Genomic DNA, 26,497 nt, shown 5'->3' on the forward strand with positions numbered 1-26,497 from the left:
GATGGACGCAATCAGCGGGCGATCGTGTTCACCGGTCGCCGTCGACCCCCGGGATGTCAGCGCCCGGCACATCGCTCGGAGCGTAGATCTTCGAGTCACCCGGGTAGGGCTTCTTCCAGCCGTGGGTCTGATACCAGGTGTAGCGGTTGAACTGCTCCGGGTGCGCGTAGTCGGGGATCGCGCCGTTGCCGCTGAAGTGCTGCCGGCCGCTCCACTTCTCCCACGCCTTGGCCACGTTCTGCTGATCGGCCGGCACCGCGACGGCCTGCTTCTGTTGCGTGGCCACCTTCGTCGCGGCCGCACCGGTCTTGCCCAGGGTGTCCAGCCCGCACTCCGGCGCGGTCACCACCCCCTCGGTCAGCGGCACCTGATTCGGCACCGACAGGTACGGCGTGAAGTCCGGCTTGTTGGTGAACGCGTCGTACATCGGTGTTGCGGCGGCCACCTTCTGGTTCAGCGGCTGGGCTCCGAGGATCTGTTCGATCGTGCGCACCATGGTGATCTGCGAGAAGTAGGTGCTGATCACCTTGCCGTGTTTGGCGTACGGGCTGATCACCTGCACCGGCGCCCGGTGGCCGTCGACGTGATCGGCACCGTTCTGGCTGTCGTCCTCGACCACGAAGATCGCCGAGTTCTTCCAGTACTTGCTGTGGGAGATCTCGTCGACGATCTTGCCCACCGCCAGATCACCGTCGGCCACCTGCGCCCGCGGTCCCGCGGTGCCGCCGGTGTGATCACTGGACAGCCACATCATGTTCAGGTTGGCGGGCCCGCGCTTCTCGAAGTCCTGTTTCCAGATCTGGTAGCGATACAGGTCCGGGATGGCGGTGTCGAACTGCGGCGAGGCGTGGTTGGAGATCGCGTTCAGCGACGGGATGGCGGACTGATCGTCGACCCGCAGGGCCGAATCGGTCAGCTGGGCCGGATCGCCGCCGTCCTCGACATCCCTGCTGGCGCAGTAGTACTGCTGCCAGGTGGCGTCGGCCGGCTTGTTCTCGAAGGACATGAACTCGCCGAAGTTGCGGGCGGTCTTGCCGGCCGATGCGACCGCGGTCCACAGGAATCCCGAACGCTGGTGGCCGAGCACGTCGTTCTCGGTGTCGTAGCTGCGGATGTACTCGCCGGCGCTGGACTCGGTGTATTCGGGGTTGTCGCCCTGCATCACCCAGTTGTGCCCCTCGGCCGAGTTGGTGCCGACGTCGTAGAAGTTGTCGTAGAGGCCGAACTGCTTGGCCAGCGCGTGCTGATTGGGAGTCACGGTCTTGCCGAACTGGGCCAGGGTGGCGTCGCCGTTGCCGCGCGGATCGTCGCCGTAGATCTGGTCGTAGGTCCGATTTTCCTTCACCAGCAGGAAAACATGCTTGATCTTGGACGGGTCGCCGACCCGGCGCGGGATCGCGACCGCGGCGCGTTTCTTGCCGGTGGCCTGGGCGACGTCGTGGGCGGTCCAGCCGTTCTGGGCGAACACGGTCTTGGTGTACGCGGCGATCTTGCTGTCCTTCGGCAGCCTGAATCGGGTCAGCGAGCCGGTGGTGCTGTGGGTGCCGTGGCCGGTGGCCAGCACCGTGCCGGCGCCCTCGTTGTAGCTCAACTCCGGTCCACGGGCGTCGATGCCGCGGGTGTTGGTGACCACGACCTTGCCGTCGGCGATGGCGAGATCGGCCGGATAGAAGTCTGTCGGCAGCAGACCCAGGTAGGTCACCGGCTCCCGCGGATCGCCGTAGTACTTGAAGACCGCGACCGCGTTGGCCCGGCCGAGACCGACCAGCAGGTGCCCGTCGTCGGTCAGCGCGATGCTGTTCGGCGCGTAGCCGACATCGGAGGACGGCCACGGTTTGGTGTCGATGGTCTGCACCACCTTGTCCTTGGCGGTGTCCACCACCGAGACGCTGTCGTCGAAGGTGTTGGTGACGAAAAGCGTTGCCTGGTTGGCATTCTGGCTGACATAGAGGGCGGTCGGGTGCAGCCCGACCTTGATCGACTTCACCGCCGCGGACGGGTCGGCGATGTTGATCATGCTCAGGGTGCCGCTGGTGGAGGTGCCTTTGTACGGGTCGGCCGGGACTTGGGTGCCGTACGACTCGATGGTGTCGTCGTCGGTGGTGGCGGTCCGGCCGCCCTCGTTGCTCACGTACAGCTTGTCACCGACCAGCGCGACCGAACGCGGTGCGGTGCCGACCTGCCAGCTCTGCGTGACCTGACCGGTCGCCGCATCCAACGCCGCTACCGTGTTCTGGCCGTTGATCGGCACGTACAGCGTCGACCCGTCGGCAGAGAACACCGACTTGCCGGGCAGCGCCGAGCGGCCGTCGACCTGCGGCAGCGAGATCGCCGCCGGGGTGCCCAGGGTGCCGTCGGCGTTGATCGGGAATCGGGTGAAGCCTCCTGTTTGTGGTAGCCAGAGGAACTTGCCGTCCGGCGACCAGGTCGGCCCCTCCTGACCGACGCTGCCGTCGGTGACTTTCTGGTTGACGCCGGTGACGTTGCCGGCCATCGAGATCAGCCGGTAGTCGGACAGGTCGAAGATCTGCAGGATCACCTTCTTATCGGTCGAGGAGACCGCCAGGAATCGTCCGTCCGGGCTGAGCGTCGAGCCCATGAACTTGCCGAACTTGGTCACCAGCCGCTGGCCCAGTGGCGAGATCTGCTGGTCACCGGAGACCTGCAGCCCGGCGGCGTACTCGGTGCCGACCTGTTGCTCGCCGAAGACCGCGGTGCTCGCCGAGGCGACGCCGGATCCGATCAGGGCCGCCGCCGCGATGCCGGCGACCGCCAGCCGGGCCGGGCGGCCACGCCCCAGGTGTCCGGTCGCGTTGGCTGTCGCGGGTCGCCTGTTCCTTCTTACCTGCATGCGTTTCAGTCCTTCTGGGTTGGGGAGAGCAGATCGACCGAACCGTCGAACTGCCAGAGCGGGTTGGGCGCACTGCCGTACGGCGCCCGGACCTGGAAGAAGCCGTTGACCTCGGTCGGCCCGTCACCGTCGGCGACGTAGCGACCGTCGGCGGTGACGTCGAGCTGATAGATCGCCTGCCCGACCGCGGTGGCGCCGGGCAGATGCCAGGTCACCACGCAGCGCCAGTCGGTGCCGGGGCCCTGGTCGTCGACCATCGGACCGCCCTTGTCACAGGTCGCGGCCGCCCGCAACTGAGCCTCGGTGACGGCCGGACGATTGAGTTCTGCTGCCTGCAGCCGATACAGATGTCCGTACGCGGTGGCAAGCGAACGCTCCAGTTTCGGCTTGTCGATGCCCGACCCGGCGGCTGGTGCAGCGACCGCGATCACCAGCACCGAGGCAGCGGTCAGCACCGCCAGCGGCAGCAGCCCGGCCAGCACGAATTTGCGTCCTGACCCGTCGTTGGCCAGGTCGGTGAAGTCGCGGCGGACGAAGATCCGGTACGCGGCGCCAGTCGCCACCGCGGCCCAGGCGAGGGCCACGACGATGCCGATCAGCAGCGGCCCGGTCTGCACCGGCTCGGTGAACAGCCCGCGCCAGGCGATGAACGCCTGGCTGGGCAGGGCGAACCGGACCGCGACCGGCAGCGGCAGCAGTTGGACCACCGCCAGCAGCACGGCCAGCAGGGCCGGCAGCAGCAGCCCGACCGGGGAGCGTCCCAAGGCCACCGAGCCGAGGAAGCCGACCGCCGCGAACGCCGCGGTCGGTGCCAGCACGCAGAGCCAGGCGAGCAGATAGCGCCAGCCGATCTCGGCGCCGGTCAGCTGCCCGCCGTCCAGGCCCACCAGCGGCCGATTCCCGGCCGAGACCAGTCCGCCGGCCAGGGCGGAGACCGCGAGTCCGGCAACCAGCAGCAGGATCACGGATCCGGCGGCCAGCACCTTGGCCAGGAAGATCCGCCGGGGTGAGCGGACGGCGACCAGCAGATGCCGCCAGGTGCCGAGCCGGTCCTCCACCGCGAACACGTCGCCCGCGATCAGCGAGGTGAGCAAGGGCAGCGCCCAGCTGCAGGCGAAGGCGAGCACCACCAGCGCGCCGGCCCAGCCGGTCGCGTTCATCCAGCGGCCGAACACGGTGTCGGCCGGCAGCGAGCTCTGCCGGCTGACGATGCCGACGAAGCCGGCCGGTACGATCCAGCAGGCCAGCAGCAGGATCCGGACCCGCCACTGGGACAGCAGCTTGATCAGCTCGAAGCGGTAGCCGGCAAGCAGCGGTGCCGACCGCGAACTCGTGCGCGACAGCCCGGTGCGCGTCGAGCTGGTACGAGTACGAGCCGGAGCGACCGCGGCACTCATCAGGCGACTCCCCGCTCGGTCACCGGCTGCGCACCCCCGGGAGCGTCGCTGTCGTCACCGCACAGCGCGAGAAACGCCGCCTCCAACGGAGCCACGGTCGGCGCCAGCTCGCGGATCGCGACCTCTGCGCGTACCAGCCGGACCACCAGGTCGTCCAGTTCGCCCTGCGAGCAGCGGACGAGCAGCGAATCGTCGGGATGGGGCCGCGCCTCGTCCGGCGGCAGCAGCGTCAGGTCCGAGGCCTGGGCGATCAGCCGGGCCCGGGCCGGCTCGTCGGTGCGCACGCGGTAGTCCAGGACGTCCGTCGCGCTGGCGAGTTCGGCCAGCGGTCCGGAGAACATCACCCGGCCCGCGTTCAGGATGGTGACCTCCGAACACAGCGCGGCCAGGTCGTCCATCCGGTGACTGGACAGCACCACCGCGGTGCTGGCCGCGGCGAGCCGGCTGAGCACCCGATGTACCTGCCGGGTGCCGGCCGGGTCGAGTCCGTTGGCCGGTTCGTCCAGCACCAGCAGCCGCGGCTTGGTGAGCAGCGCGGCGGCCAGGCCGAGGCGTTGGCGCATGCCGAGGGAGAACCCACGGATCCGGTCGCCGGCCACCTCGCGCAGGCCGACCTGCTCCAGCACCTCGTCGATGTCGTCGGCGTCCTCGGCGCTGTTGTCGGCACCGTCCGTGTTGTCGGCATTTTCCGTGTTTTCGGCGTTGCCGGGGCCGCTGCCGCGGAGCGCGACCAGGGCCGCGAGGTTCTGCCGCGCAGTCAGCGAGGGATACAGTCCCGGGCCGTCGACGAAACCGGCCACGCCGTCGGGCACCGCCGGCCGACTACCGACCGGGCTGCCGAGGATCTCGAGCTGACCGCCGTCTGCTACGGCCAGGCCGAGCAGCAGCCCCAGCAGCGTGGTCTTGCCGGCCCCGTTCGGCCCGACAAGACCGTGGATGCGGCCCTGCTCGACGTCGAGGTCGACGCCGTCCAGGGCGACGACGTCACCGAAGCTCTCACTGATGTCCCGCGCTCGTACGGCGGTGGTCTGATCCATCTGCGGCCCCCAGGAGGTGAAATTCCTCGCTGAAGCTAGGGGCGCGCCGTTACCCGGTTCCCGCCGAACGGCGAACAGTCGGCGAACGATTCAAGATCATCCGGGGCCGGCGAACACAATCACCCGCGCATTGCGCGAAATCGGCTCGCATCGGGGCCGACGGCTCAATCAGCGGGTGATTGTGTTCGCTATGTCCTCGGCACGGCGTTCGGCGAAGAAGCCGCGCAGGTCGTTCAGATACACGTCGGGGACCTGATGCGCGGCGTAGTGGCCGCCCACCGAGTAGCTGTGCCAGGACACGATCCGGGCATGATCGCGTTCGGCGTAGTGCCGGATCGCCCGCACGTCGGCGGCGAACTGCGCCAGTCCGAGCGGCACGGTGGTCGGCCCCTCGGCCGGGTCCTCCAGACCGCCCTCGCGGTAGATCCGGATGGCCGATCCGCCGGTGCCGGTCAGCCAGTGCAGCGACACGTTGGTGAGCAGGAATTCCGGGTCGACGCCGTCCATCACCTGGCAGACCCAGCCCAGCAGGCCGACCGGCGAGTCGGAGAGCGCATGGGCCAGCGTCTGCGGCTGGGTCGCCTGCAGATGGTGGTACCCGGTCCCGGTCGCCTGCCATTCCCGCAGGCCGGCCAACGCGTCCCGGTCGGCGGCGGACAGTTGGTCAATGTCGGCAGGCGGCGGCGGATCCGCTGAGTACGGCAGTTCGCCATCGGGTGCGCTGAACAGCTGGGTGACGTGGACACCGACGACACGATCCGGTGCGATCCGGCCGACCTCCGGCGAGATCACCGATCCCCAGTCGTTGCCGGCAACGCCGTAGCGCCGGTAGCCGAGCCGCGCCATCAGCTGGCTCCAGGCACCGGCGATCCGCCGGGGTCCCCAGCCGGATTCGGTGGCCGAGCCGGACCAGCCGAAGCCGGGCAGCGACGGGATCACCAGATCGAAGGCGGGGTCGTCGGCGGTCGCCGGCTCGGTCAGCGGATCGATGATGTCGAGGAATTCCACCACCGATCCCGGCCAACCGTGGGTCAGCAACAGCGGCAGCGCGTCCTCGCGGGGCGAACGAACCCGCAGGAAGTGGATCCGCTGGCCGTCGATCGAGGTCACGAACTGGGGGTAGGCGTTCAGCCGCGCCTCCCAGCGACGCCAGTCGTACCGGTCGCGCCAGTGCTCGACCAGCCCCCGTACCCGATCCACGGACACGCCGTAGCCGGACGGGTCCGGTTGCGCCCCGACCGGCTCCGGCGGCGCCCAGCGCACCCGCCGAAGCCGATCCTGCAAGTCGTCGAGGTCGGCCTGGGACACCTCGATCCGAAACGGCGAGATCCGCTCGTCCTCCATCGCACTCCCCCTCTGTCGGTGGCACCTTGTCGGCGGCACCGCCGCAGTTCGCGGCGGCCGCACTCATGACACGAAGGTGGTGCGCCGAAATCGACGAGTCCGACCGGGACGGATCCGAGCTTTGGGTCAGCCGGGCAGCCGGCCGGTGGCGAAGTAGGTCGTGCAGACACCGGAGTCGTCGTAGCCGGTTGCCAGTTCGAGCAGCCGTCCCCGCTCAGGCATCGGCAGCAGCGACGAACTGTAGTTCGGGCAGTAGTTGTCGTACGGGGCTGCGATCCGGACCGGTGCCTGCGCAGTGCGCCAGCGCCCTTCGGGTGCGGCGGAGGTGTAGAAGATGGTCGAACCGTTGCCGGCTGCGACGTCGCCGTCCCGGTCGTAGAGCATCTGCCCGACGCTGAGCAGTGCGCCGCCGCCCGAGCGATCGTCGTACCAGCTGATCGTCGGCGCGTGCCGGAACTGCTGGCCGTCGCGGGTGGCCACCAGCCGGCCGAGGTCGGCGGGATCACCCCAGGACACGCCGTCGGGCGCGCGCCGGACCCGCTGCCGGCAGTCCTGTCCGGGTCCGCAGATCTCATAGCTCATCAGGTAGGAGCCGTTCGGCAGCCGACGGACCACCGGCATCCCCGGCCGCAGGTCCGGATCGGCGGCGGCCACCACGTTGCGGGCGGCCGACCAGCTCCGACCGTCCCGGCTGACGGTCTCGATCAGGGTCTGGCTGTGCGCCGGCTGCTGGGTCTCGTCGGAGACGTAGAGCACCAGCCGCCCGTCCCGAGAGACCGCGAACTCCGGCTCCCACAACCCGCCGCTGTTGGCCGCGGTCAGCACCGTGGCCAGACGTTGCCAACTCCGGCCATGATCACGGCTGGCCCAGATCGGCACCGTCATCCGCCGATCCGCGCCGGCGTTCTGCCCGACCGAGGCAGACCACAGCAGCGTTCCCGGCGTCAGGTCACCGACCCGGCGCGGCAACTCGTACAACGTCGAGCAGCACAGTCCCTGGGCGGCTCCCGGGTCGACCACCGAGCCGATCCGGCTGAAGCTGCGGCCGTCGTCCCGGCTCGCGAAGATCGCCCCGATGCCGCCGCTGTCTCCGAACGTCACCACACTCGCGATGATCCGGCCGTCCGCGGATCCGGAATGCTGCAGTCGCAACACCCGTGGATAGAGCGCCGTACCTGCCATCAGCCGGGTGCCGTTGAGTGCTCCGCCGGTCGGAACGGCCGACGCCGGCGTCAAGCCGGCCAGCGCGAGCGCCACCGCGACGCACAAGGACAGCAGGAATCGGATCGGATGACGAGACATCTCACTCCCAGCGATCGACGGTGATCGCTCAGCAGTACAGCAGATTTCTTACAACGATGGAAGAGAGGACGTGGCCCGCTGCCCCGATCCGCGCCGGGAGCGATTGCAGGACAACGGGCCCGCACTGTGGTTCGCTGTTGACCATGTTGCGCCTCACCCGGGTAGCCGTGGCCGGCGCGATCGTCACCCTGACCGTGGCGGTCCCACCGGCCTTCGGCGAGCCGACCGACAGCCCGTCACCGTCGCCGACGCCGGGCGTCACACCGGCCGCCGCCACCCCGGCAACCCGCTCGCCGTCACCCGAAGCTTCGCGCAGCCCGAGCCCGTCGGACACCCAGGCCTCGCCGACGACCTCGCCCTCGACCGAGACCTCGGGGCCACAGTCCGCGCCATCGACGGGCAAACCGTCCAAGCCACCAACGGCGTCGGCGTCGACCTCCGCCACGCCGAGTTCCCCGACGTCGAAGACCCCTGCCGCGAAGTCGGCCGAGCCGATGGCCAAGGCCCAGGCGACAACGAAGCGAAGCGTCAGCCTCAGGGTGTCGGCCGTCGACACCCCGATCAAGGGCCGGTTCTTCCAGGACATCGGCTCGTACGGTTTCAGCGGCACCGTCTCCGGCGCCACGACGGGCCAGAAGGTGGAGGTCTGGTGGGCCAAGTCCACCGGCGGTTGGCAGCGGCTGATCAGCACCACCGCGAAGTCGTCCGGCAGCTGGAGCGTCAACAAGATCACCCGCGGCCCCGGCATCCGCCGCTTCCGGGCCACCCTGGGCGGCAACCCGAGCAGTTCCGGCGTCGTGCACAGCGGCGAGGTCAAGATCAACATCGAGAACGCCTATCCGAAGGTGAACCAACCGCCTTCGTCCGTCGACTCGCTCAGTTCACCGACCATCTCCGGTACGGTTTTCCCTGCCAGAGCAGGGGTTCTGATGCATTTCCGGGTCAAGTCGGGCAAGGACTTCCACGACAAGGCGACGATGCGGACCGACAGCAAGGGCCGCTTCGGTTTCACCTTCAGCACCGGCAAGGGCGATTTGCGCAGCTACTACCTGAGGGCCGTCTACTGGGACGCCCGGGGCAAGTTTTGGGAGGGCGGCAACGTCGTCAAGGTCACCCGATCCCGGGTGCTGAACGCCAAGGTCACCAAGACCACCGCGGCCGACGTGGCCAAGACCTATCGGGCCGGCTGCCCGGTCGGCCCGTCCAAGCTGCGCACCATCAAGATGAACTACGAGGGCTTCGATCACAAGATGCACCGGGGCGTGATGATCGTCCGCTCGGATCGGGTGGACAGTGTGATCGCCTCCTTCAACAAGAGCCTGGGCAAGTCGATCCGCCGGATGGACAACCCGAACTTGTGGGGTGGCAACGATCCGAAGCAGATGGAGGCCGACAACACCTCGGCGTTCAACTGCCGCAAGGTGACCGGCAACCCGTACGCGCAATCGCCGCACAGCTACGGGATCGCGATCGACATCAACACCCGGGAGAATCCGTATCGCGACGTGAACGGCAAGTGGTGGCCGAAGAGCGGTAAGGCCTACATCAAGCGGACGCCGTTCCGGCAGGGCATGCTGACCAAGAGCAGCGGCTTGACCAAGCAGCTGCGTTCGCGTGGCTACTTCTGGGGCGGGCTGTGGAACCCGGGCCGGGACTACCAGCACTTCGAGTACGACAAGTGACGCGCCACAAGCGTCGGTTGTGCCTGCCGGTTTCCCTTGCCGGGTTGGCGATCGGGGCCGTCTTGCTGACCGGTTGCAGCCCGTCGTCGCAACCCGCGCCCTCGCCCAGCACCCCTGCGTCGCCGTCTGCGGGCACCTCGGCGACCCCGACACCCACCAGCGCGACCTCACCGGCATCCACCGGATCGGGTTCGCCGCAGCCGAGCCTGCCGCCGGAGCCGACCACCACCAACACCCTGCCGCCACCTCCGGAGCCGACCGCCCCGGCGCCCAAGTCGGCCGGACCGCTGACCGCCAAGGATCTGCCGGTGCCGGCCGGTTGGCAGCAGGTGGTCAGGGCCGGTGGTGCGGAGGAGGGCTATCGGGGCAACGGCACCTGGGTGCACGGCCGCGACCCGCGCTACGCCGCTCAGGACACCATCACGGTCGGTTGCGCGGGCATCACCCGCGACGACTACCCCGATCCGATCGCCGCCCTCGAAGGCAGCTACGGCAAGCGCGGTGCCACCGGGTCCCGGCCCGGCGTCGGACTGATCATGCAGTTCCGATCGTCGGCCGACGCGCAGCACTACTTCAGCCAGTACCTGACCCAGATCAAGGCCTGTACCGATCCGGACGCACAGACGTACGCCAAGATCACCACCACAACCGAACACAGCGTGATCGATCAACGGACCTACGACGGAAGCACCGACTGGACCGAGATCGCCGCCGTACAAGGGAATCGGGCGACCTTCATCATCCTCACCGACCCCGGCCACAAGATCAACAACAAGGAGGCCGAGGCGGTGCTGGCGAAGATCAAGAGTTGATTCCGAGAGTCACCGGCGATCATGGCCGCGCGGTGTCGTCCTCGTCCTGTGGCAGCGGATACCGGGCAATCCCGCGGATCCGGTCGGTCACCGTCCCCTCGCCGCGGTCGGCCCAGCCGACCAGCGCACGAGCTGCCGTGATCGCCGCCCGGGACGGCGGCGTGGTCACAGGAGGCTCGTCCGTCCGCATCGGGGTCTGGTTCAGCGGCTGCTCGATGGTCCGGTGGGCGTCATCGACTTCGACCTCGACGACCGCGTTCAGGATCCTCCGTACATAGCTTCGCTGCTCGGCCTGAACCATGTTCGCGTTCACCAGCGCGACCAGCGCTGCCACCCCGATCTGCTGGGTACGCGCCTGGGGAGCCACCGCCAGCCCGACCGCCCAACGTAGCGACTCCATGGTTTCCTCACGCTGCCAACCACGGTGGCCGGCCCGGGCGCTGATCCAGGCACCGACCATCGCGCCGCCGAAGGCCAGCACCCCGGTGACGACGAGCACGATCGCGTCGAACATGACCTCATCCTGCCGCGCCACACCGACGGAGCGTCTCGAACACGCCTACCGATCGCGACGGCGTTGGATGGCTAGGATTCGGGCGTGTCGTGGTGGACGCGATGGCGTGCTTATGAGTACGTGCGCAACAGCCTGTGGATCGTCCCGCTGCTGTTCGTCGCGATTGCCGTCGCGCTCGGCTTCGCGATGCCGACGATCGACGAACACACAGCCGGCCGGATCGGCATCAGCTTCGGCTCCACCGGCGCCAGCGGGGTGCTTGGCGCCATCGCCGGCGGCATGATCACCTTCACCGGTTTCGTCTTCTCCATCCTGCTGCTGGCCGTCCAGTTCGGCTCCAGCCAGTTCTCCCCGCGACTGCTGCGCCGATTCCTCCGCGACCCCACCACCAAGATCGCCTTCGGCACCTTCATCGCGACCTTCGTCTATGCGTTGATGGTGTTGCGGGTGGTCGGCACCGGACCGCGGCATGACTTCGTGCCCAACAACGCGGTGTCGGTGTCGCTGTATCTGCTGCTGGTGAGCATGCTGACGTTCCTCCGGCTGGTCAGCCGGACCACGCAAGGGCTGAGGGTGGCGACCGTGGTCAGCGAGGTCGGCCGGGACGGCCGCCGGATCATGGTCCGGAGCTATCCGGACCTGATCACCGATCCCGCCGCCGATGCCGTCCCGGCCCAACCCACGGCGCCTGGCACGGTCCACACGATCCGCCACCGGTTCGCTCCCGGCATCGTCCAGAGCGTCGGCATCCGCGGCCTGGTCGCCTTCGCGCAGCAATCGGACACCGTGATCGAGTTGGTCCCCCGAGTCGGCGACCTGGTCGCCACCGGTGATCCGATCTTCCGGGTGTACGGGTCCGGCGGGCTGAGCGCGGCCGATGAGAAGCGGCTGCAGAAGTCCATCGCCGTCGGCGACGAGCGGACGGTGACCCAGGATCCGCCGTTCGTGTTCCGGCTGCTGGCCGACATCTCCGCCAAGGCGCTGTCGCCGGCGGTCAACGATCCGACCACCTCGATCCAGGCCCTGGATCAGATCAATCTGCTGCTCCGGGTGATCGGCACTCGCCGCCTCGACACCGGCGTCGTCCGCGACGATCGGGGCACCGTTCGATTCTGGCGGCAGGTGCCGTCCTGGGAGGACTACCTGCGGCTGGCCCTGGTGGAGACCCATCAGTACGGCGTCGGCTCGGTCCAGGTGATGCGGCGGATCCGCGCCCTGCTGGAGGACGTCCGCGACAACGTGCCCGACTTCCGCCGGGCCGCGGTCGAGGCCGAACTCGAACTGGTCGCCGCGGCCGCGCTGCGTTCCTTCCCCGAGCCCGGTGACCAGCAGGCCGCCTCGGTGGCCGACCGGCAGGGCCTGGGCGCCACCGCGATCGCCCGGCCGCAGGTCGCCGAGCAGCAGCCCTGAGATTCAGGAGTTGCGCTGCTGCCACCAGGACTGCAGCTCCTGGGTAGCCCGTTCGGTGCCCAATGGGCCGTTGTCGATCCGCAGCTCGAGCAGGTACTTGTAGGCTTCGCCGACCTCGCGGCCGGGAGCGATGTCGAGGATCTGCATGATCTGGTTGCCGTCCAGGTCCGGACGCATCGCGTCCAGTTCCTCCTGCTGGGCCAGTTCGTCGATCCGCCATTCGAGTTCGTCGTAGGCCCGCCGCAGCTTGGTCGCCTTGGCCTGGTTGCGGGTGGTGCAGTCGGCCCGGGTGAGCATGTGCAGCCGTTCGAGTTGATCACCGGCGTCGCGGACGTAGCGGCGTACGGCCGAATCGGTCCAGCCGCCCTCGCCGTCGGAGTAGCCGTGGAAGCGCAGGTGCAGCTCGATCAGCTTGGCCACTGCGTTGATCTCGTCGCCCGCGTAGCGCAGCGCCTTCAGCCGCTTGCGCGCCAGCTTCGCGCCGACCACGTCGTGATGGTGGAAGGTGACCTTGCCGCCGCCCTCGAAGCGCCGGGTCCGCGGTTTGCCGATGTCGTGCAGCAGCGCGGCCAGCCGGTTGATCAGGTCCGGTTCGTGGTTGCGCGACTTCTCCAGGTCGATTGCCTGCTCCAGCACCGTCAGGCTGTGGCTGTAGACGTCCTTGTGTCGGTGATGTTCGTCGCGTTCCAGCCGCAGCGCCGGCAGCTCGGGCACGAAGATGTCTGCCAGTCCGGTCCGGACCAGCAGGTCCAGTCCGACCCGCGGCCGATCGGTCAGCAGCAACTTGGAGAACTCTTCCCGAATCCGTTCGGCGGAGACGATCTGCAGCCGCTCCCGCAGTTCGGTCATCGCGGCGATCAGCTGCGGATTCGGCAGCAGCCCGAGCCGGGCCGTGAACCGCGCCGCCCGCAGCATCCGCAGCGGGTCGTCGGTGAAGGAGATCTCCGGTTCGGCCGGTGTCCGCAGCCGCCGCTCGGCCAGGTCGTCCAGGCCGCCGTACGGGTCAATGAAGCGATGGTCGGGCAGTGACAACGCCATCGCGTTGACGGTGAAGTCGCGCCGGATCAGGTCGCCGTCCAGGCTGTCGCCGAACTCCACCACCGGCTTGCGGCTCTCGGCCTCGTACGAGTCCGCCCGGAAGGTGGTGATCTCGACCTGCCAGTCGCCGACCTGGCCGCCGATGGTGCCGAACTCCCGGCCGACGGTCCAGACCGTCTTGGTCACCGTACGGAGCAGCCGCTCGATCTCGTCCGGCCGGGCCGAGGTGGTGAAGTCCAGGTCCTGGCCGAGTTCACCGAGGATCGCATCACGTACGGTGCCGCCGACCAGGTAAAGCCGATGTCCCGCCTCGGCGAACAGCTGCCCGAGTCGATCGACCAGCGGCACCTGCTTCGTCAGCCGGTCGATCGCGGCCCGCACCCGAGCGTCCGGCCCGTGATCGGGTCCGGCAAGCGCGGCATCCTGGCCGGGTTCCATGGGGTTCGGGCGTTCAGGCACGACGGATGAGTTTAGTGTCATCGCCGCTGGTGGCCGCCCCGGCGGGTGCCCACCAAGTCGATCAATCCGGTTGCGACGAGGTCGCCCCATTAATATGGCGCAGTGCGAGATGGGCGCTGGGCAGGGTCCGGGCGTTGCGTCGTCCGGAAGAACTCCGCGACCCTGCTCGCCCTGTTGCTCGCGGCCCTGCTCGGCATCGCTTCGGCTGCGGTGGCGAACCCGGCGCGTGCCGATGCCGACTCCGGCGCCGACGTGTCGATCGCGCTCAGCAGACTCAGCCCTTCGATCGCGCACAGCGATTCCACCGTCGTCTTCGAGGGCACCGTCACCAACACCAGCGATCAGCCGCTGTCCCGGCTGCAGGCCACGATCTGGCGAGACCTGACGCCGATCACCACCCGGTCCGAGCTCGACACCGTCAACTCCTCTGCTCCGACCGACCCGGTGGGCGCGCGGATGTACAGCTCCGACACGCCGAACGCGTTCCAGGACCTGTACACCGACGCAGCTCCCGACCTGGCGCCGGGACAGTCCAAGAAGTTCAGGATCAGCGCGAAGGCCTCCGACCTGTTCGAGTCGACCACCCCCGCCTCGGGCATCTACCTGGTCGGCGTCCAGGTGCGCGAGGATGGCGTCTCGACCGTCGGCCGGACCCGTACCTATCTGCCGGTGGTGTCCGATCAGTCGTCCAACGGTCTGCAGCCCGGACAGTCCCAGATCGGCACCTCGACCCTGGTCGAGCTGACGGCGACGCCGACGATGACCCGGACCGGGGTGTTCACCGACGACCGGCTGGCCGACCAGTTGGCGCCCGGCGGCCGGCTGGACGCTCTGCTCAGCGCAGCGGAGAAGCCGAACACCAGCTATGTCGTCGACCCCAACCTGATCGCCGAACTGCGGTCGATGCGGGCCGGCTATCAGGTCGTCGACGAGGACGGCCACAAGACCGCGGGCACCGGACAGGACCTGGCCACAGACTGGTTGAACAGGTTCACCGCGATGCAGGCAAGCCATGACGGCTTCCAACTGCTGTACGCCGACGCGGACCTGACCTCGCTGGTGCACGCCGGCCGGCTGGACATCGTCGAACAAGGTCAGCAGGCCGCCGCCCGGGTACCGGAGACCAAGGATCTGCCGCTGCTGGTCACCCCGGCCGGCGGCGCAGCCGACCGGCCGACCCTGTCGGCCGCCAAGCAGCTGGGAGCCCGGGCGATCCTGCTCGCCGACGACAACGTCGGCGATCTCGGCCCCGTGGTCAGCGCGGACAACAGCCCCACCATCCTCAGCTACGACACCGAGGCGTCGACCGGCCCGGGACCCGATCCGCGCGACACCGAGGTCCAACTGCGGCAGGCCGGACTCGCCGACAGCTACATCGATTCGGTCAGCGGCGAGGATCCGAGCACGCTCGGCAGGCTGCGACTGGTCCGCAACGCCGACGAGGCCGGCAGCGAAACCGCGGTTCAGACCGCCCCGTGGCTGACCCCGCGCAGCGTCGCCGATCTGCTGAACGATCCGACGACGCCGTTGGGCAATCGGCTGAGCTATCCGGACGCGGACGGCAAGGACGAGCTGACCGGCCGGCAGCTGAACAAGATCGACCAGCTCACCGGGGACCTCACCACGTATCAGCATCTGCTGGCCCGGCCGGGCAATCTCGGCGTCCTGATCGAGCAGTCCGGTGCCCGTGCGGCCAGCAGCAGCTGGCGCAACCACCGCAAGGCGATGAGCGAATTCGTCGAGGCGCAACGCCGGCTGCTGACCAGCGTGACCGGTACGTCGCTGTCGCTGGACGACCTGATCGACGGCGACGCAGTGCGGGTGGAGAGCAATCCGCAGATCACCTTGACCGGTTCCTCGGCCACGGTGCCAGTGACGATCGTGAACACCCTTGACGTGCCGATCTCGGTGCAACTGGTGGCGTCATCGGCCAACCAGTCCCGGCTGCGGCTGGAGGACGTCGGCGCCGCCGACATCAACTCCGGCAAGGCCATCCCGCCCGGTTGTGACACGCCGGCGCCGGACTGCAAGCCCAGCCGGGTGCCGGTCCAGGTGCCGGCGCATGCCGACGCCAACGGCGATCTGCCGGTGACGTTGCGGCTGGAGACGCGCCAGGGCGAGGACGTCGGCCGGCCGCAGACGATTCGGGTCAATGCCACCCAGGCCGGCCTGGTCGGCTGGGTGATCGCGGTGGCCGCAGGCATCGTCCTGCTCGGTACGGTGGTGCTGCGGATCCGCCAGGTCGCTCGCGAGCGCGGCGAGTCCGAACCCGACGCCAGCGACACCGAACCCGACGACAGCGACACAGGACCTGACGACACCGGAACCGAGGCCGAGACCGGCCGGGCTGAACCCGAACACAGCACGGACGGGCTGCCGCGTGGCTGAACCAATGACCGGATCCGAGACCGACGCCGACGGCAAGTCCACGGCAGCGAGTGCGGGCGCCTCGCGGCTGATCTCGGCGACGGCGGTGATGGCCGCCGGCACCGGGATGTCGCGGGTGCTCGGCTTCCTCAAGGCCGTACTGCTCGGTGTCGCGCTCGGCTACGGCACCCGGCAGGCGGACATGTTCAGCTTCGCCAACGTGGTGCCGCAGGCGATCTACCTGCTGCTGGCGGGCGGCGTACTGAACACGGTCTTCGTACCGCAGATCGTCCGGGCCATGCACGAGGACGACGACGGCGGCGAGGCCTTCACCAACCGGTTGATCACCCTCGGCATGACCGCCATCGCCGGCATCGCGGTGATCGCGACGGTGGCCGCCCCGCTGATCATGTCGGTCTACCTGGACGGCCAGTGGCGACACCCGGATCTGGCCGCCCAGTTCGACTCCGTGGTGATGCTGGCCTACTTCTGCCTGCCGCAGATCTTCTTCTACGGCATCACCGTGATGCTCGGCCAGGTGCTGAACGCCCGCGGCCGGTTCGGGCCGATGATGTGGGCACCGGTGCTGAACAACGTGGTCGGCATCGCCTCGATCGGCCTGTTTCTGTTGCTGTGGCCGGGCAGCCGGGACCTCGGCGCCCCGTTCACCCTGCAGCAGGAACTGGTCCTCGGGCTGGGTGCGACGCTCGGCATCGTCGCCCAGTCGCTGGTGCTGATCCCGTTCGTCCGGGCCATCGGCTTCCGCTTCCGGCCGCGGTTCGACTTCCGGCACACCGGCCTGGGGCGGGCCGGACACGTGGCGAAGTGGACGGTCGGCTACATGATCGTCACCCAGCTGGCCCTGGTGGTGGTCAGTCGGCTGGCCAGCAGTGCGGTGCCGAGCGGACACGGTGCCGGCTGGACGGTCTATCAGAACGCCAACCTGATCTTCATGCTGCCGCATTCACTGATCACGGTCTCGCTGGTCACCGCGATGCTGCCGTCGACCTCGCGGCTGGTGATCTCCGGTGATCTGGCCGGCGCCCGGGACGAGGTCACCCGGACGATGCGGCTGACGGTCGCCGCGCTACTGCCGGCCTCGCTGGCCTTCCTGGCGCTCGCCTTCCCGATCACCGCGGTGCTGTTCGCACACGGCAACGGCTCCGAGCAGTCGGGGCTGATCGGCTGGACGCTGATCGCGTTCGCCATCGGGCTGGTCCCCTTCACCTTGCAGTACGTGTGTCTGCGCGCGTTCTACGCGTTGGAGGACACCCGCACCACGTTCTTCCTGCAGATCCTGATCGCCTCGGTGAACGTGCTGGTAGCGCTGCTGCTGGTGCTGCCGATCGGCAAGCCGAACTGGGTCGCGCCCGGGCTGGCCCTGGCGTATGCGAGTGCCTATCTGATCGGTCTGGGCGTCTCCTTCCATCAGCTCGGCAAGAAACTGCCCGGGCTGCGGGGCCGCGAGATCATCGGGCACTGCGTACGGGTTTTCCTGGCCGCGCTGCCGGCCGCCGGCATCGCGCTGCTGATCACCTGGGGATTCGGACACTGGTCGGACTCGTTCTTCGCCCGGGTGCTGGCGCTGGCGGTGGCCGGGGTGGTGGCCGTCGGTGTCTATCTCGCGATGGCACGGGTTCTGCGGATCTCAGAGGTGAATCAGATCATCAGCACCGTGCTGCGTCGCGGCACGGGCGGGACCACCGGCACCGACGGATCCGATCCCGAGTCACCGGCCGACGAGGAGGAGCCGGCGGGTCTGAACCGGGCCGCGGACGATTCCGGTTCGGTCGGCGGTTCAGTGGTGCCAGCAGCGCCGGAGTCTGGCACGATCGGAGCCGGGATGGCGGATGCGGCTGCAGCCGGCAGCTGGCCGGCGGTCGACGCGGCGACTGAGGCGTTGACCGTCACCCGGATTCGTCAAGCGATCAATCTCCCAGCGGGGCAACAAGCGATGACAGGTGGAAAGTCGGAGCAGTCGGCCGAGGCCATGGCCGACGAAGATCTTCGGCAACCTCCCAACTCGACGGACCCCGATCAGACGGCCGAGTTCTCGCTGGCCGAGCTCGAGGCCGCCGCCGACGAACCAGCCTCCGCCGACGACACCAACCCGGGGGGCAGCCACTCCCCCCTGCCGGTCGACCATCTGCCGGCCGGGGCCGTACTGGCCAGCCGGTATCGGCTGGAGGAGTTGCTCGCCTCCACCGGCAACACCGCCCGCACCTGGCGTGCCTTCGACCTGGTGCTCAGCCGGTCGGTGGTGATCCATCTGCTGCCGGTGGGCGACGAACGCAGCGCCGATCTGCTGGCGGCGGGTCGCCGTGCGGCCGCGGCCACCGATTCCCGCTTCCTGCGGGTGCTGGACGCCGTCGGTGAAGGCGGCCGGACCCCCGACGGCGAGCTGGTCGGCAGCTACATCGTCAGCGAGTACGCCAAGGGCCAGTCGCTGCAGTCGTTGCTGACCGCCGCCCCGCTGACCGGGCTGGAGTCGGCCTGGCTGATCCGCGAGGTGGCCGACGCGTTGTCCGGCGCGCACGCGCGCGGCCTGCAGCATTGCCGGCTCAATCCGGACACCGTGATCATCACCCCCAGCGGCAACATCAAGATCGTCGGACTGCTGATCGAGGCCGCGTTGCGTCCGCAGGAGTACGCGTCCGCACCGTCCGGCGCGCACGACCTGGAAGCCGCCGACATTCATGACCTCGGCCGGTTGCTGTACGCCTGCCTGGTCGCCCGTTGGCCCGGCGGCGGCGAGTTCGGCCTGCCGCCGGCACCGCCGGCCACCGGCGCCGCCCAGGAGAGCGGCCACCCGTGGCTGACCCCGCGGCAGGTCCGGCACGGCGTCTCGCCGACCCTGGACCGGGTCTGTGATCAGTTGCTCAGCGCGGTCCCGCGACAGCACGCGCCGCGGATCGTCACCGCCGCCGAGTTGGTCGGCGAACTCGATCGGGTGCTCGGTTCGGCAGATGCCTCCAGCGACCTGGAGCGACGGCTCCGCCATCCGCATCCGCTCTTCCTGAGCGAGGACACCGAGGCCGAGGACCCGTCCTTCGACACCGTCGCCGCCACCCCGTACGCCGTGGTGGAGCGGACCAGCAGCATCGCCGCCGGCACCAACACCTCCAGCCCGAGCCGCCCGGCCGCGCCGACACTGCCCCCGACGCCACCGACACCCGAACCGGAACGGCGCCGCACCGGCCCACGCCGCTGGATCTGGCTGGTGGTGATCGCGCTGCTGATCGCCGCCGTGGTCGTCACCATCGTCACCTCCCGCGGTCTGGGTCCGGCCCGCAACGCCGAACAGTCTCCGAAGGCCAAGGCGTCGGCGACCGCGCCGGCCCCGCCGCAGCAGCTCAAGATCGTCGACGGTCACGACTTCGACCCGCCGCCGGGCAACGGCGAGGAGAACCCGGACGAGGTGAAGTACGCCTACGACGGGGACCCGAAGACGCGCTGGCGGACGCTGTCCTACATCGGCAGCCCGAAACTGGGCAACCTCAAGCCGGGCGTCGGCATCGTCTTCGACCTCGGCGCGGCCAAGACGGTCGGCGAGGTGAAGCTGCTGCTGTCCGGCGACGGCACGAACCTGCAGATCCGGGTGCCGAAGTCGGACGGTGACGCTCCGGACCTGGACCATCTGAAGAGCTGGCGTACGGTGGCCGAGCAGAAGGGGGCCGGCGGTTCCGCAACGCTGACCCTGAAGCAGCAGGTCGACACCCGCTACGTGTTGGTATTCCTCACCTCCCTGCCGAGGGAGGGGGGCAACTACCGCGGCGGCATCTACGAGGCCGAGGTTCTGTCGTGACGCCTACCCCGCCGGCGGCCGCACCGGCCGAGCCGACCCGGGCTGCGGTGTCGGCTCCGGCGGATCGGCAGCGGGTGCCGACCACGCCGGCGGAGTTGGATCGGGCTGCCGGGCCGCTGTCCGAGTTGTCCGACAGCGAACTGATGGCCTCGCACGTCGCCGGCAATCCGTACGCGTTCTCGGTGCTGGTGGCCCGGCACAAGGACCGGATGTGGGCGGTCGCACTGCGTACCATGCGTAACCCCGAGGACGCCGCGGACGCACTGCAGGACGCGTACATCTCCGCGTTCCGGCGGGCGGCCAGCTTCCGTGGCGAGGCGCAGGTGACGACCTGGCTGCACCGGGTGGTGGTCAACGCCTGCCTGGACCGGATCCGCCGTAACAAGGTACGGGCCGCCGATCCGCTGCCGGAGGATCCCGATCGGGCCGGAGAGCTGGCGGCAACCGGCGACACCGAGGATCCGGTGCTGCAGCGGGAGGAACGAGCCGACATCAACTCCGCGCTGGCCCGGCTGAACCCGGACCAGCGCGCCGCCCTGGTACTGGTGGACATGGAGGGCTACTCGGTCGAGGACGCGGCGGCAATGCTCGGCTGCGCCACCGGCACCATCAAGAGCCGCTGTGCTCGCGGCCGAGCAAAACTGGTGCCATTACTCAGACATTTGCGGGAACCGGATGACGAGCCGGAACGTCGGTCGGACGGTGCCCGCACCAGATCCACCGAACCACCCGCGACCGCAGCGGCCGCCGATCGAGGAAGGACGGGTTGATGAACCGTCCCGTACGGGCCCCAGCATGGTGAACCCACCGCAGCTGACCGACGGTCACCTCGACCGCGCCGACCACCTCGAACTGGATGAGCTGGCCGACGCGGCCGAAGGTTTGCTCGCACCCGAACGGATGCGGCAGGTCGATGCCCATCTGCGCGGCTGCGCCGATTGTCGATCCCTGGCCGGCGAGCTCGCCGGCGTCACCGACCAGCTGGCCACCGCGCCGGCTCCGTCGATGCCCGATGCGGTCTTCGCCCGGTTGCAGCAGACGCTGGCGCACGAGCACGCGTTGCGGCAGCCGGCCGCCGAATCCCGGCCGGCCGGTCACCCCGGGCAGTCCAGTGCCCCGGGTGCTTCCTCCGGAGCCCCGTACGCCGACAAGCCGAGCCCGCGGGTTCATGGCGGAGGTCGGGTCGAGAAGCCACGACTGGCTGAGCACTTCGCCGACACGCTCGGCACCCGCCGCGGGATGCGGGCCCGGTTCGCCGGCGGCGCGTTGGCGGCGACCGCACTGGCCGCCGCCGTCGGTTTCGGCGGGTACGTGGCCAGCGCCTCGGCCGGCGCTGCCGAGCCGTCGCAGGATCAGCCGATGGTGGTCAGCCCCGGAGCGTTGCACGCCAGCGCCGCCGCCGAGGTCGCCGAGGGCGACCTGTCCTCCTACCGTTTCACCCAGGCCTGGTTCTGCGTCCGCAAGGTCACCGACGGCAGGATCACCGGCATCCGCTCCACCGTGCTGAACGGGGACACCGGCTACCTGGTCTTCCTCGACCGCGGCAACGGCGTCCGCGCCGTCTTCGTCACCGGCTGTGACACCGACACCCCCAAGGCCGGCCCCACCGTCACCCTCCCCGGCAAGTAGGCGCCTGAGCCCGTCGAAGGACCCGAGCCCGTCGGAGGGCCCTGCGCCCGTCGAAGGGCCCCGGGCTCACCCACCTCACCGAAGTTGCGTGCCGAAGGTGCAGATTTCGGCGATGAGTCCGTGCTCCTTCGTCCCGCAAGTTCGGTGCGTGTCACCGGACGCGGGGGATCGAGGATGCCACGAGCACCCGGGGCACGGGTGCGATGGGTTCTGCGGGTCGCGGATGGCGGAGGCCGGGTCCGGCCGCGAACACAATCACCCGCTGATTGACTCGAATCGCACGAGACCGGCCGATTCAGCTCAATGGGCGGGTGATTTTATTCGCGAGCTTCCGGGCGCAGGGCCCCAAGGTGTCCCGACCGGATCTGCCGAATCCGCGCGACCGTCGCGGATTCCGGGCGGCTCAGGCGCCGCGGGTGGTGGCGATGTGCTCGATCAGCGCGGTGGTGGAGATCGACGGCGTACGCGGCAGGTAGACGACCTTGCAGAGGTCGGAGCAGAAGTCGAATTTTCCGGCCCAGTCGTCACCCATCACCAGCACGTCAGCCGCGTGTTCGGTGATGTAGTCCCGCTTGAGGTCCAGGCTCTCCTCCACGAAGACCTGATCCACGGACTTGAGGTTGCCGACCAGCTCCAGACGTTCGTCCTGGCTGAAGACGGGGTTGCGGCCCTTTTTGGAGAAGTTCAGTGCGTCGGAGGACACACCCACGATCAGCCGATCGCCGAGCTCGGCGGCTCGGTTCAGCACCCTGACGTGTCCGACATGCAGCACATCGAAGGTCCCGAACGTGATCACAGTGGTGTTGGACACGACTACTTCTCCCACGGGTTGCGCCGAATTCTTCAGGCTCGGCGGGTGACGATTCCGCCCAACCCTACGCATTGTCACCCGATGGACGTGAATTCGTCGCCATTTCGTCCGCCACCGGCAATGTCGCCATGCTCACGGGCGCCAACTCGGTCTCCGTCGGTCTGCGGAGCTCGAACCGACCCCGCCGTACCTTTCCCCACCAGAGCAGGAAACCGACGCCGCAGCCCCGCGGCACCCCATCGTTCCCAGGACGAGTACGGGCGCGTACCTTGCTGCGACCCCGCACAAAGCTGGGCTGACTGGATCGGGCCCGGCACCCCGTCCTTCCCGGGACCCCTCCCTGCGCAGATTTCAGGAGGCTCCGGTCGCCTCCGGGCCCGTATGGGTGCGTACCCTCCTGCAATTCTGCACAGGACGGGTTGATCCCGGCCTCAGGCACGAGACGGATCGGACTTCAGGAGGTTCTGGCCGCTCCGGGACGAGTATGGGTGCGCAGCCTCCTGCAACCTGGAGAAAGCTGGGTTGGTCCGGGTCGGCCGCTGCGGCATCACGCCCCCACCCGAGCTTGATGCAGACCCAGCCACCGCGTTCGTTTCCCACCACAGCGGGAAACCAACCCGCCGCCCGCGGCACGCCCGTACGTTTCCCACCACAACGGGAACCGACGTAGGACGGGCGGAGGGAGCGACCGTCCACGCTGGAACGCACTGGAATACGGCTGGAACGCACTGGAATACGGCTGGAACGCACTGGAATACGGCTGGAACGCACTGGAATAAGGGCGGTCCATGCCCGGTTGCAGGTCGTGCCGGGCGGATCCTGCCCAGGTAGGGTGAGCGCGAACAGCTGGCGGGACAAGGAGTTCGATGAGCAACAACCTTCGCGAACCAAACGACAACATTCGCGATGTGATCATTGTCGGCAGCGGGCCGGCGGGCTACACGGCCGCCATTTACGCCGCCCGCGCGGAGTTGAAGCCACTGGTGTTCGAGGGCTCGATCACCGCCGGCGGCGCGCTGATCAACACCACCGAGGTGGAGAACTTCCCCGGCTTCCCCGAGGGCGTGATGGGCCCGCAGCTGATGAGTCGGATGCGCGACCAGGCCGAGCGCTTCGGCGCCGAGTTGATCCCCGACGACATCGTCTCGATGGAGCTGACCGGCGACATCAAGACCGTGACCGACACCGAGGGCACCGAACATCGGGCCAAGACGGTGATCTTGGCGATGGGGTCGGCGTACCGCAAACTCGGACTGCCGGACGAGGATCGACTCAGCGGACACGGCGTTTCCTGGTGCGCGACCTGTGACGGATTCTTCTTCAAGGACAAGGACATCGCGGTGGTCGGCGGTGGCGACTCGGCCATGGAGGAAGCCACCTTCCTGAGCCGCTTCGGCAAGTCGGTGACCATCGTGCATCGCCGCGACGAGCTGCGCGCGAGCAAGATCATGGCCGACCGCGCCCAGGCCGATCCCAAGATCAACTTCGCCTGGGATTCTGAGGTCGCCGACATCAACGGCGACAACTCGGTTCGTTCGATCACGCTGCGCGACACCCGGACCGGCGAGACACGTGACCTGGAGATCTCCGGCCTGTTCATCGCGGTCGGTCACGATCCCCGATCCGAACTGGTGAAGGGTCAGGTGGACCTCGACGACGAGGGTTACGTCCTCACCGAGGGGCGCAGCACTCGGACGAATCTGACCGGCGTCTTCGCCTGTGGCGACCTGGTCGACCACACCTACCGGCAAGCCATCACGGCTGCGGGTTCGGGATGTTCGGCCGCGCTGGACGCCGAACGTCACGTGGCCGACCTGGCCGACGCAGCAGCGCTGGCCGAGCCGGCCGTCGTCGGTTGAGCCGAGTGTCGGAGCCCGGCGACACAATCACGTACGCGAACAACCAACAGCTAGGAGCAGCAATGGGTGCAGTCAGTGACGTCACCGACGCCGATTTCGAGGAGCGGGTGCTCAAGTCCGACAAGCCCGTGATGGTCGACTACTGGGCCGACTGGTGCGGGCCGTGCAAGCAGGTCAGCCCGATCATCGAGGAGTTGGCCGAGGCGCACGGCGACAAGATCACGTTCGTCAAGATGGACACCAACACCAATCCGGTGACGCCGGCCAACAATCACGTCCTCGGGCTGCCAACCATCCAGGTGTACGTGGGCGGCGAGTTGGTGAAGGCGTTCAAGGGTGCCAAGTCCAAGTCGGTGCTCAAGGGCGCCATCGAGGAATACCTCTGAGCACTGACTTCTCGTAGTCCCCGGGCCCGATGCCCGGGGACTTCGTCGTTTCAGGTTTGAGGACCTTGATCAAGCCGCACGGTGATCGCATCGACCCGAGCGGCAACACGGTGACCCGGAAGAGCCCGGGCAATCACACATCGATCATTTGGGACTGGTGAACCAATGGCTGACTACTGGGATCTGCCGGGATTGGCAGAGGTGTATTTCGAGGACAGCTGGGTGCTCGACGTGATCGCCCAGCCGGGGCGGGTCGGGCTGGACATGGACATCGTGCTGCGCGAGTCGCATCCCGACTATCGGCCCCCGGCGCCGGGTGAGCAGTACTGCTATCGGCGGGGTCGGCTGATCTTCGCGCAGGTCCGTTCACTGAGCTGGCAGGACCAGGGGGCGCCGCCGGCCACCGACGCCTCGGGTGATCATGACTACGGCTCGATCGACGAGTTCGAGGTGGAGGAGGGCAACTTCACCCTGACCGGAGACTTCGGCACCGTCCGGCTGACGTCGGCGGCACCGCAGATCGTGTGGGCGCCGACCGCCGGTAGCTGATCACCAATCGTGCACGGTGCCGTCGGCCAAGCGGTTGAACGGCAGATAGGCCGTCTGGTAGGGGTACTTCCCCGCCTCGTCCACGTTCAACTCGACCCCCAAGCCCGGCTTGTCACCCGGATGCAGATAGCCGTCGGTGAAGGTCATCGACTGTTCGAAGACCGCGTTGGTCTTGGCGCCGTGCGGCATGTACTCCTGGATGCCGAAGTTGTGGATGGCAAGATCAAGATGCAGCCCGGCCGCGAAGCCGACCGGCGAGATGTCGGTCGGTCCGTGGATACCGGACTTGATCTGATACTGCCCGGCGTACTCCAAGATCTTCTTCAGCTGGGTGATGCCACCGGTGTGGGTGATCGCACTGCGTACGTAGTCGATCAACTGTTCCTTGATCAACAGCTGGTAATCCCAAACAGTGTTGAAGATCTCGCCGATCGCCAGCGGAGTGGTGGTGTGCTGGCGGACCAGCCGCAGCGCCTCCTGATTCTCGGCCGGAGTGCAATCCTCCAACCAGAAAAGATCGTACGGCTCCAACGCCTTGCCGAGCTTGGCCGCCTGGATCGGCGTCATCCGGTGATGCCCGTCATGCAGCAGCGGCAGCTGGGGCCCGAACTCGTTGCGAACAGCCTCGAACACCGTCGGCAGATGCCGCAAGTAGGCGCGGGTGTCCCAGTCCTCCTCCGGCGGCCGCAACGCCCGCTGGGCCGGCTCGTAATGATCATCACGATCATCGCCGGGCACCGGTTCGACCTTCGCGTGGACACCGTAGATCGCCCGCAGACCGGGCACGCCGGACTGCACCCGGATCGCCCGGAAACCCTGCTCCTGATGCGTTCTGATGCTGTCGAAGAGCTCCGGCAGCTCGCTGCCGCTGGCGTGGCCGTAGGCCAGGATCCCGTTCCGGCTGGCTCCGCCGAGCAACTGATAGAGCGGCAACCCGGCCTGCTTGGCCTTGATGTCCCACAGCGCCACGTCGACTGCGGCGATGGCGGCCATGGTCACCGGACCACGCCGCCAGTAGGCGCTGCGATAGAGGAACTGCCAGGTGTCCTCGATGTTCTGCGGATCCCGTTCGATCAACAGCGGGACGACATGATCCTTCAGGTACGAGGCGACGGACAGCTCGCGGCCGTTCAGGGTCGCGTCACCGAGACCGGTGATCCCGTCGTCCGTGGTGATCTTCAACGTGACGAAGTTGCGATCCGGGCTGGTGATGATCACCTCGGCCGACTTGATCAACATCGATGC

General features: G+C 68.4%; 20 protein-coding genes. 10 read left to right on the forward strand and 10 right to left on the reverse strand.

Annotated elements, in window-relative coordinates; all coding sequences use genetic code 11:
- Positions 1-28: 28 nt before the first annotated feature.
- The 6 genes from FOE78_RS01270 to FOE78_RS23485 form a co-directional block, all read right to left on the reverse strand.
- Positions 29-2,851: a bifunctional YncE family protein/alkaline phosphatase family protein gene (locus FOE78_RS01270; protein ID WP_143984716.1), complete on the reverse strand. Its 2,823-nt coding sequence runs from the start codon at positions 2,849-2,851 to the stop codon at positions 29-31.
- A gap of 5 nt (positions 2,852-2,856) precedes the next feature.
- Positions 2,857-4,248 (reverse strand): ABC transporter permease, encoded by a 1,392-nt coding sequence (locus FOE78_RS01275; RefSeq protein WP_143984717.1) that lies wholly within the window; start codon positions 4,246-4,248, stop codon positions 2,857-2,859.
- Entirely contained in the window at positions 4,248-5,285 is a 1,038-nt protein-coding gene (locus FOE78_RS01280; protein ID WP_143984718.1) for an ABC transporter ATP-binding protein, read from the reverse strand. Before FOE78_RS01280 ends, FOE78_RS01275 begins: the two co-directional genes overlap by 1 nt.
- Positions 5,286-5,453: 168 nt before the next feature.
- On the reverse strand, positions 5,454-6,629 hold the full coding sequence (locus FOE78_RS01285; protein ID WP_143984719.1) for an epoxide hydrolase family protein: 1,176 nt from the start codon (positions 6,627-6,629) through the stop codon (positions 5,454-5,456).
- Between the two features lie 126 nt (positions 6,630-6,755).
- Complete coding sequence (locus FOE78_RS01290; protein WP_143984720.1) at positions 6,756-7,931, reverse strand: sialidase family protein; 1,176 nt, start codon at positions 7,929-7,931, stop codon at positions 6,756-6,758.
- A gap of 28 nt (positions 7,932-7,959) precedes the next feature.
- A complete protein-coding gene (locus FOE78_RS23485) occupies positions 7,960-8,496 on the reverse strand; it encodes a hypothetical protein (RefSeq protein WP_168207312.1) in 537 nt (178 codons plus the stop codon).
- On the opposite strand from FOE78_RS23485, the gene FOE78_RS01295 reads away from it, so the two are divergent.
- Both FOE78_RS01295 and FOE78_RS01300 read left to right on the forward strand, forming a co-directional pair.
- Positions 8,471-9,613, forward strand: a complete 1,143-nt coding sequence (locus FOE78_RS01295; protein WP_168207313.1) for a M15 family metallopeptidase — start codon at positions 8,471-8,473, stop codon at positions 9,611-9,613. The two genes, FOE78_RS23485 and FOE78_RS01295, sit on opposite strands and share 26 nt — an antisense overlap.
- A complete protein-coding gene (locus FOE78_RS01300; protein ID WP_143984722.1) occupies positions 9,610-10,425 on the forward strand; it encodes a hypothetical protein in 816 nt (271 codons plus the stop codon). The genes FOE78_RS01295 and FOE78_RS01300 overlap by 4 nt, the downstream gene beginning before the upstream one ends.
- A gap of 19 nt (positions 10,426-10,444) precedes the next feature.
- On the opposite strand, the gene FOE78_RS01305 is transcribed toward FOE78_RS01300, so the two are convergent.
- On the reverse strand, positions 10,445-10,939 hold the full coding sequence (locus FOE78_RS01305) for a hypothetical protein (protein WP_143984723.1): 495 nt from the start codon (positions 10,937-10,939) through the stop codon (positions 10,445-10,447).
- 84 nt (positions 10,940-11,023) lie between these two features.
- Between FOE78_RS01305 and FOE78_RS01310 the strand changes: the two genes are divergently transcribed.
- The gene (locus FOE78_RS01310) at positions 11,024-12,349 is read left to right on the forward strand and encodes a DUF2254 domain-containing protein (RefSeq protein ID WP_143984724.1); all 1,326 of its coding nucleotides are present in this window, start codon (positions 11,024-11,026) and stop codon (positions 12,347-12,349) included.
- Positions 12,350-12,352: 3 nt separating this feature from the next.
- On the opposite strand, the gene FOE78_RS01315 is transcribed toward FOE78_RS01310, so the two are convergent.
- Complete coding sequence (locus tag FOE78_RS01315; protein ID WP_143988445.1) at positions 12,353-13,825, reverse strand: CCA tRNA nucleotidyltransferase; 1,473 nt, start codon at positions 13,823-13,825, stop codon at positions 12,353-12,355.
- Between the two features lie 123 nt (positions 13,826-13,948).
- Here FOE78_RS01315 and FOE78_RS01320 point away from each other — a divergent pair, with 123 nt between their 5' ends.
- The 4 genes from FOE78_RS01320 to FOE78_RS01335 are packed head-to-tail and all read left to right on the forward strand — an operon-like array spanning position 13,949 to position 21,647.
- A complete protein-coding gene (locus tag FOE78_RS01320) occupies positions 13,949-16,234 on the forward strand; it encodes a DUF6049 family protein (protein WP_143984725.1) in 2,286 nt (761 codons plus the stop codon).
- Positions 16,235-16,238: 4 nt separating this feature from the next.
- Complete coding sequence (gene murJ / locus FOE78_RS01325) at positions 16,239-20,018, forward strand: murein biosynthesis integral membrane protein MurJ (protein WP_143984726.1); 3,780 nt, start codon at positions 16,239-16,241, stop codon at positions 20,016-20,018.
- Entirely contained in the window at positions 20,015-20,788 is a 774-nt protein-coding gene (gene sigM, locus FOE78_RS01330) for an RNA polymerase sigma factor SigM (RefSeq protein WP_228265993.1), read from the forward strand. Before murJ ends, sigM begins: the two co-directional genes overlap by 4 nt.
- Before the next feature lie 25 nt (positions 20,789-20,813).
- The gene (locus FOE78_RS01335) at positions 20,814-21,647 is read left to right on the forward strand and encodes an anti-sigma factor family protein (RefSeq protein WP_168207314.1); all 834 of its coding nucleotides are present in this window, start codon (positions 20,814-20,816) and stop codon (positions 21,645-21,647) included.
- Between the two features lie 403 nt (positions 21,648-22,050).
- Here FOE78_RS01335 and FOE78_RS01340 read toward each other — a convergent pair whose 3' ends face one another.
- Positions 22,051-22,458: an adenylyltransferase/cytidyltransferase family protein gene (locus tag FOE78_RS01340; protein WP_228265994.1), complete on the reverse strand. Its 408-nt coding sequence runs from the start codon at positions 22,456-22,458 to the stop codon at positions 22,051-22,053.
- 866 nt (positions 22,459-23,324) lie between these two features.
- Here FOE78_RS01340 and trxB point away from each other — a divergent pair.
- From trxB to FOE78_RS01355, 3 genes are all read left to right on the forward strand, one after another.
- Positions 23,325-24,317 carry a thioredoxin-disulfide reductase gene (gene trxB, locus FOE78_RS01345; protein ID WP_143984729.1) on the forward strand — a complete coding sequence of 331 codons (993 nt, stop codon included), beginning with the start codon at positions 23,325-23,327 and terminating at the stop codon, positions 24,315-24,317.
- A gap of 62 nt (positions 24,318-24,379) precedes the next feature.
- Positions 24,380-24,703 carry a thioredoxin gene (trxA, locus tag FOE78_RS01350; protein WP_143984730.1) on the forward strand — a complete coding sequence of 108 codons (324 nt, stop codon included), beginning with the start codon at positions 24,380-24,382 and terminating at the stop codon, positions 24,701-24,703.
- Positions 24,704-24,868: 165 nt separating this feature from the next.
- Entirely contained in the window at positions 24,869-25,252 is a 384-nt protein-coding gene (locus FOE78_RS01355) for a hypothetical protein (protein WP_143984731.1), read from the forward strand.
- On the opposite strand, the gene manD is transcribed toward FOE78_RS01355, so the two are convergent.
- Positions 25,253-26,491, reverse strand: a complete 1,239-nt coding sequence (gene manD / locus FOE78_RS01360; protein WP_143984732.1) for a D-mannonate dehydratase ManD — start codon at positions 26,489-26,491, stop codon at positions 25,253-25,255.
- Positions 26,492-26,497 lie beyond the last annotated feature (6 nt).

It is taken from the genome of Microlunatus elymi (assembly GCF_007362775.1).
Classification (GTDB): Bacteria; Actinomycetota; Actinomycetes; order Propionibacteriales; family Propionibacteriaceae; genus Microlunatus; species Microlunatus elymi.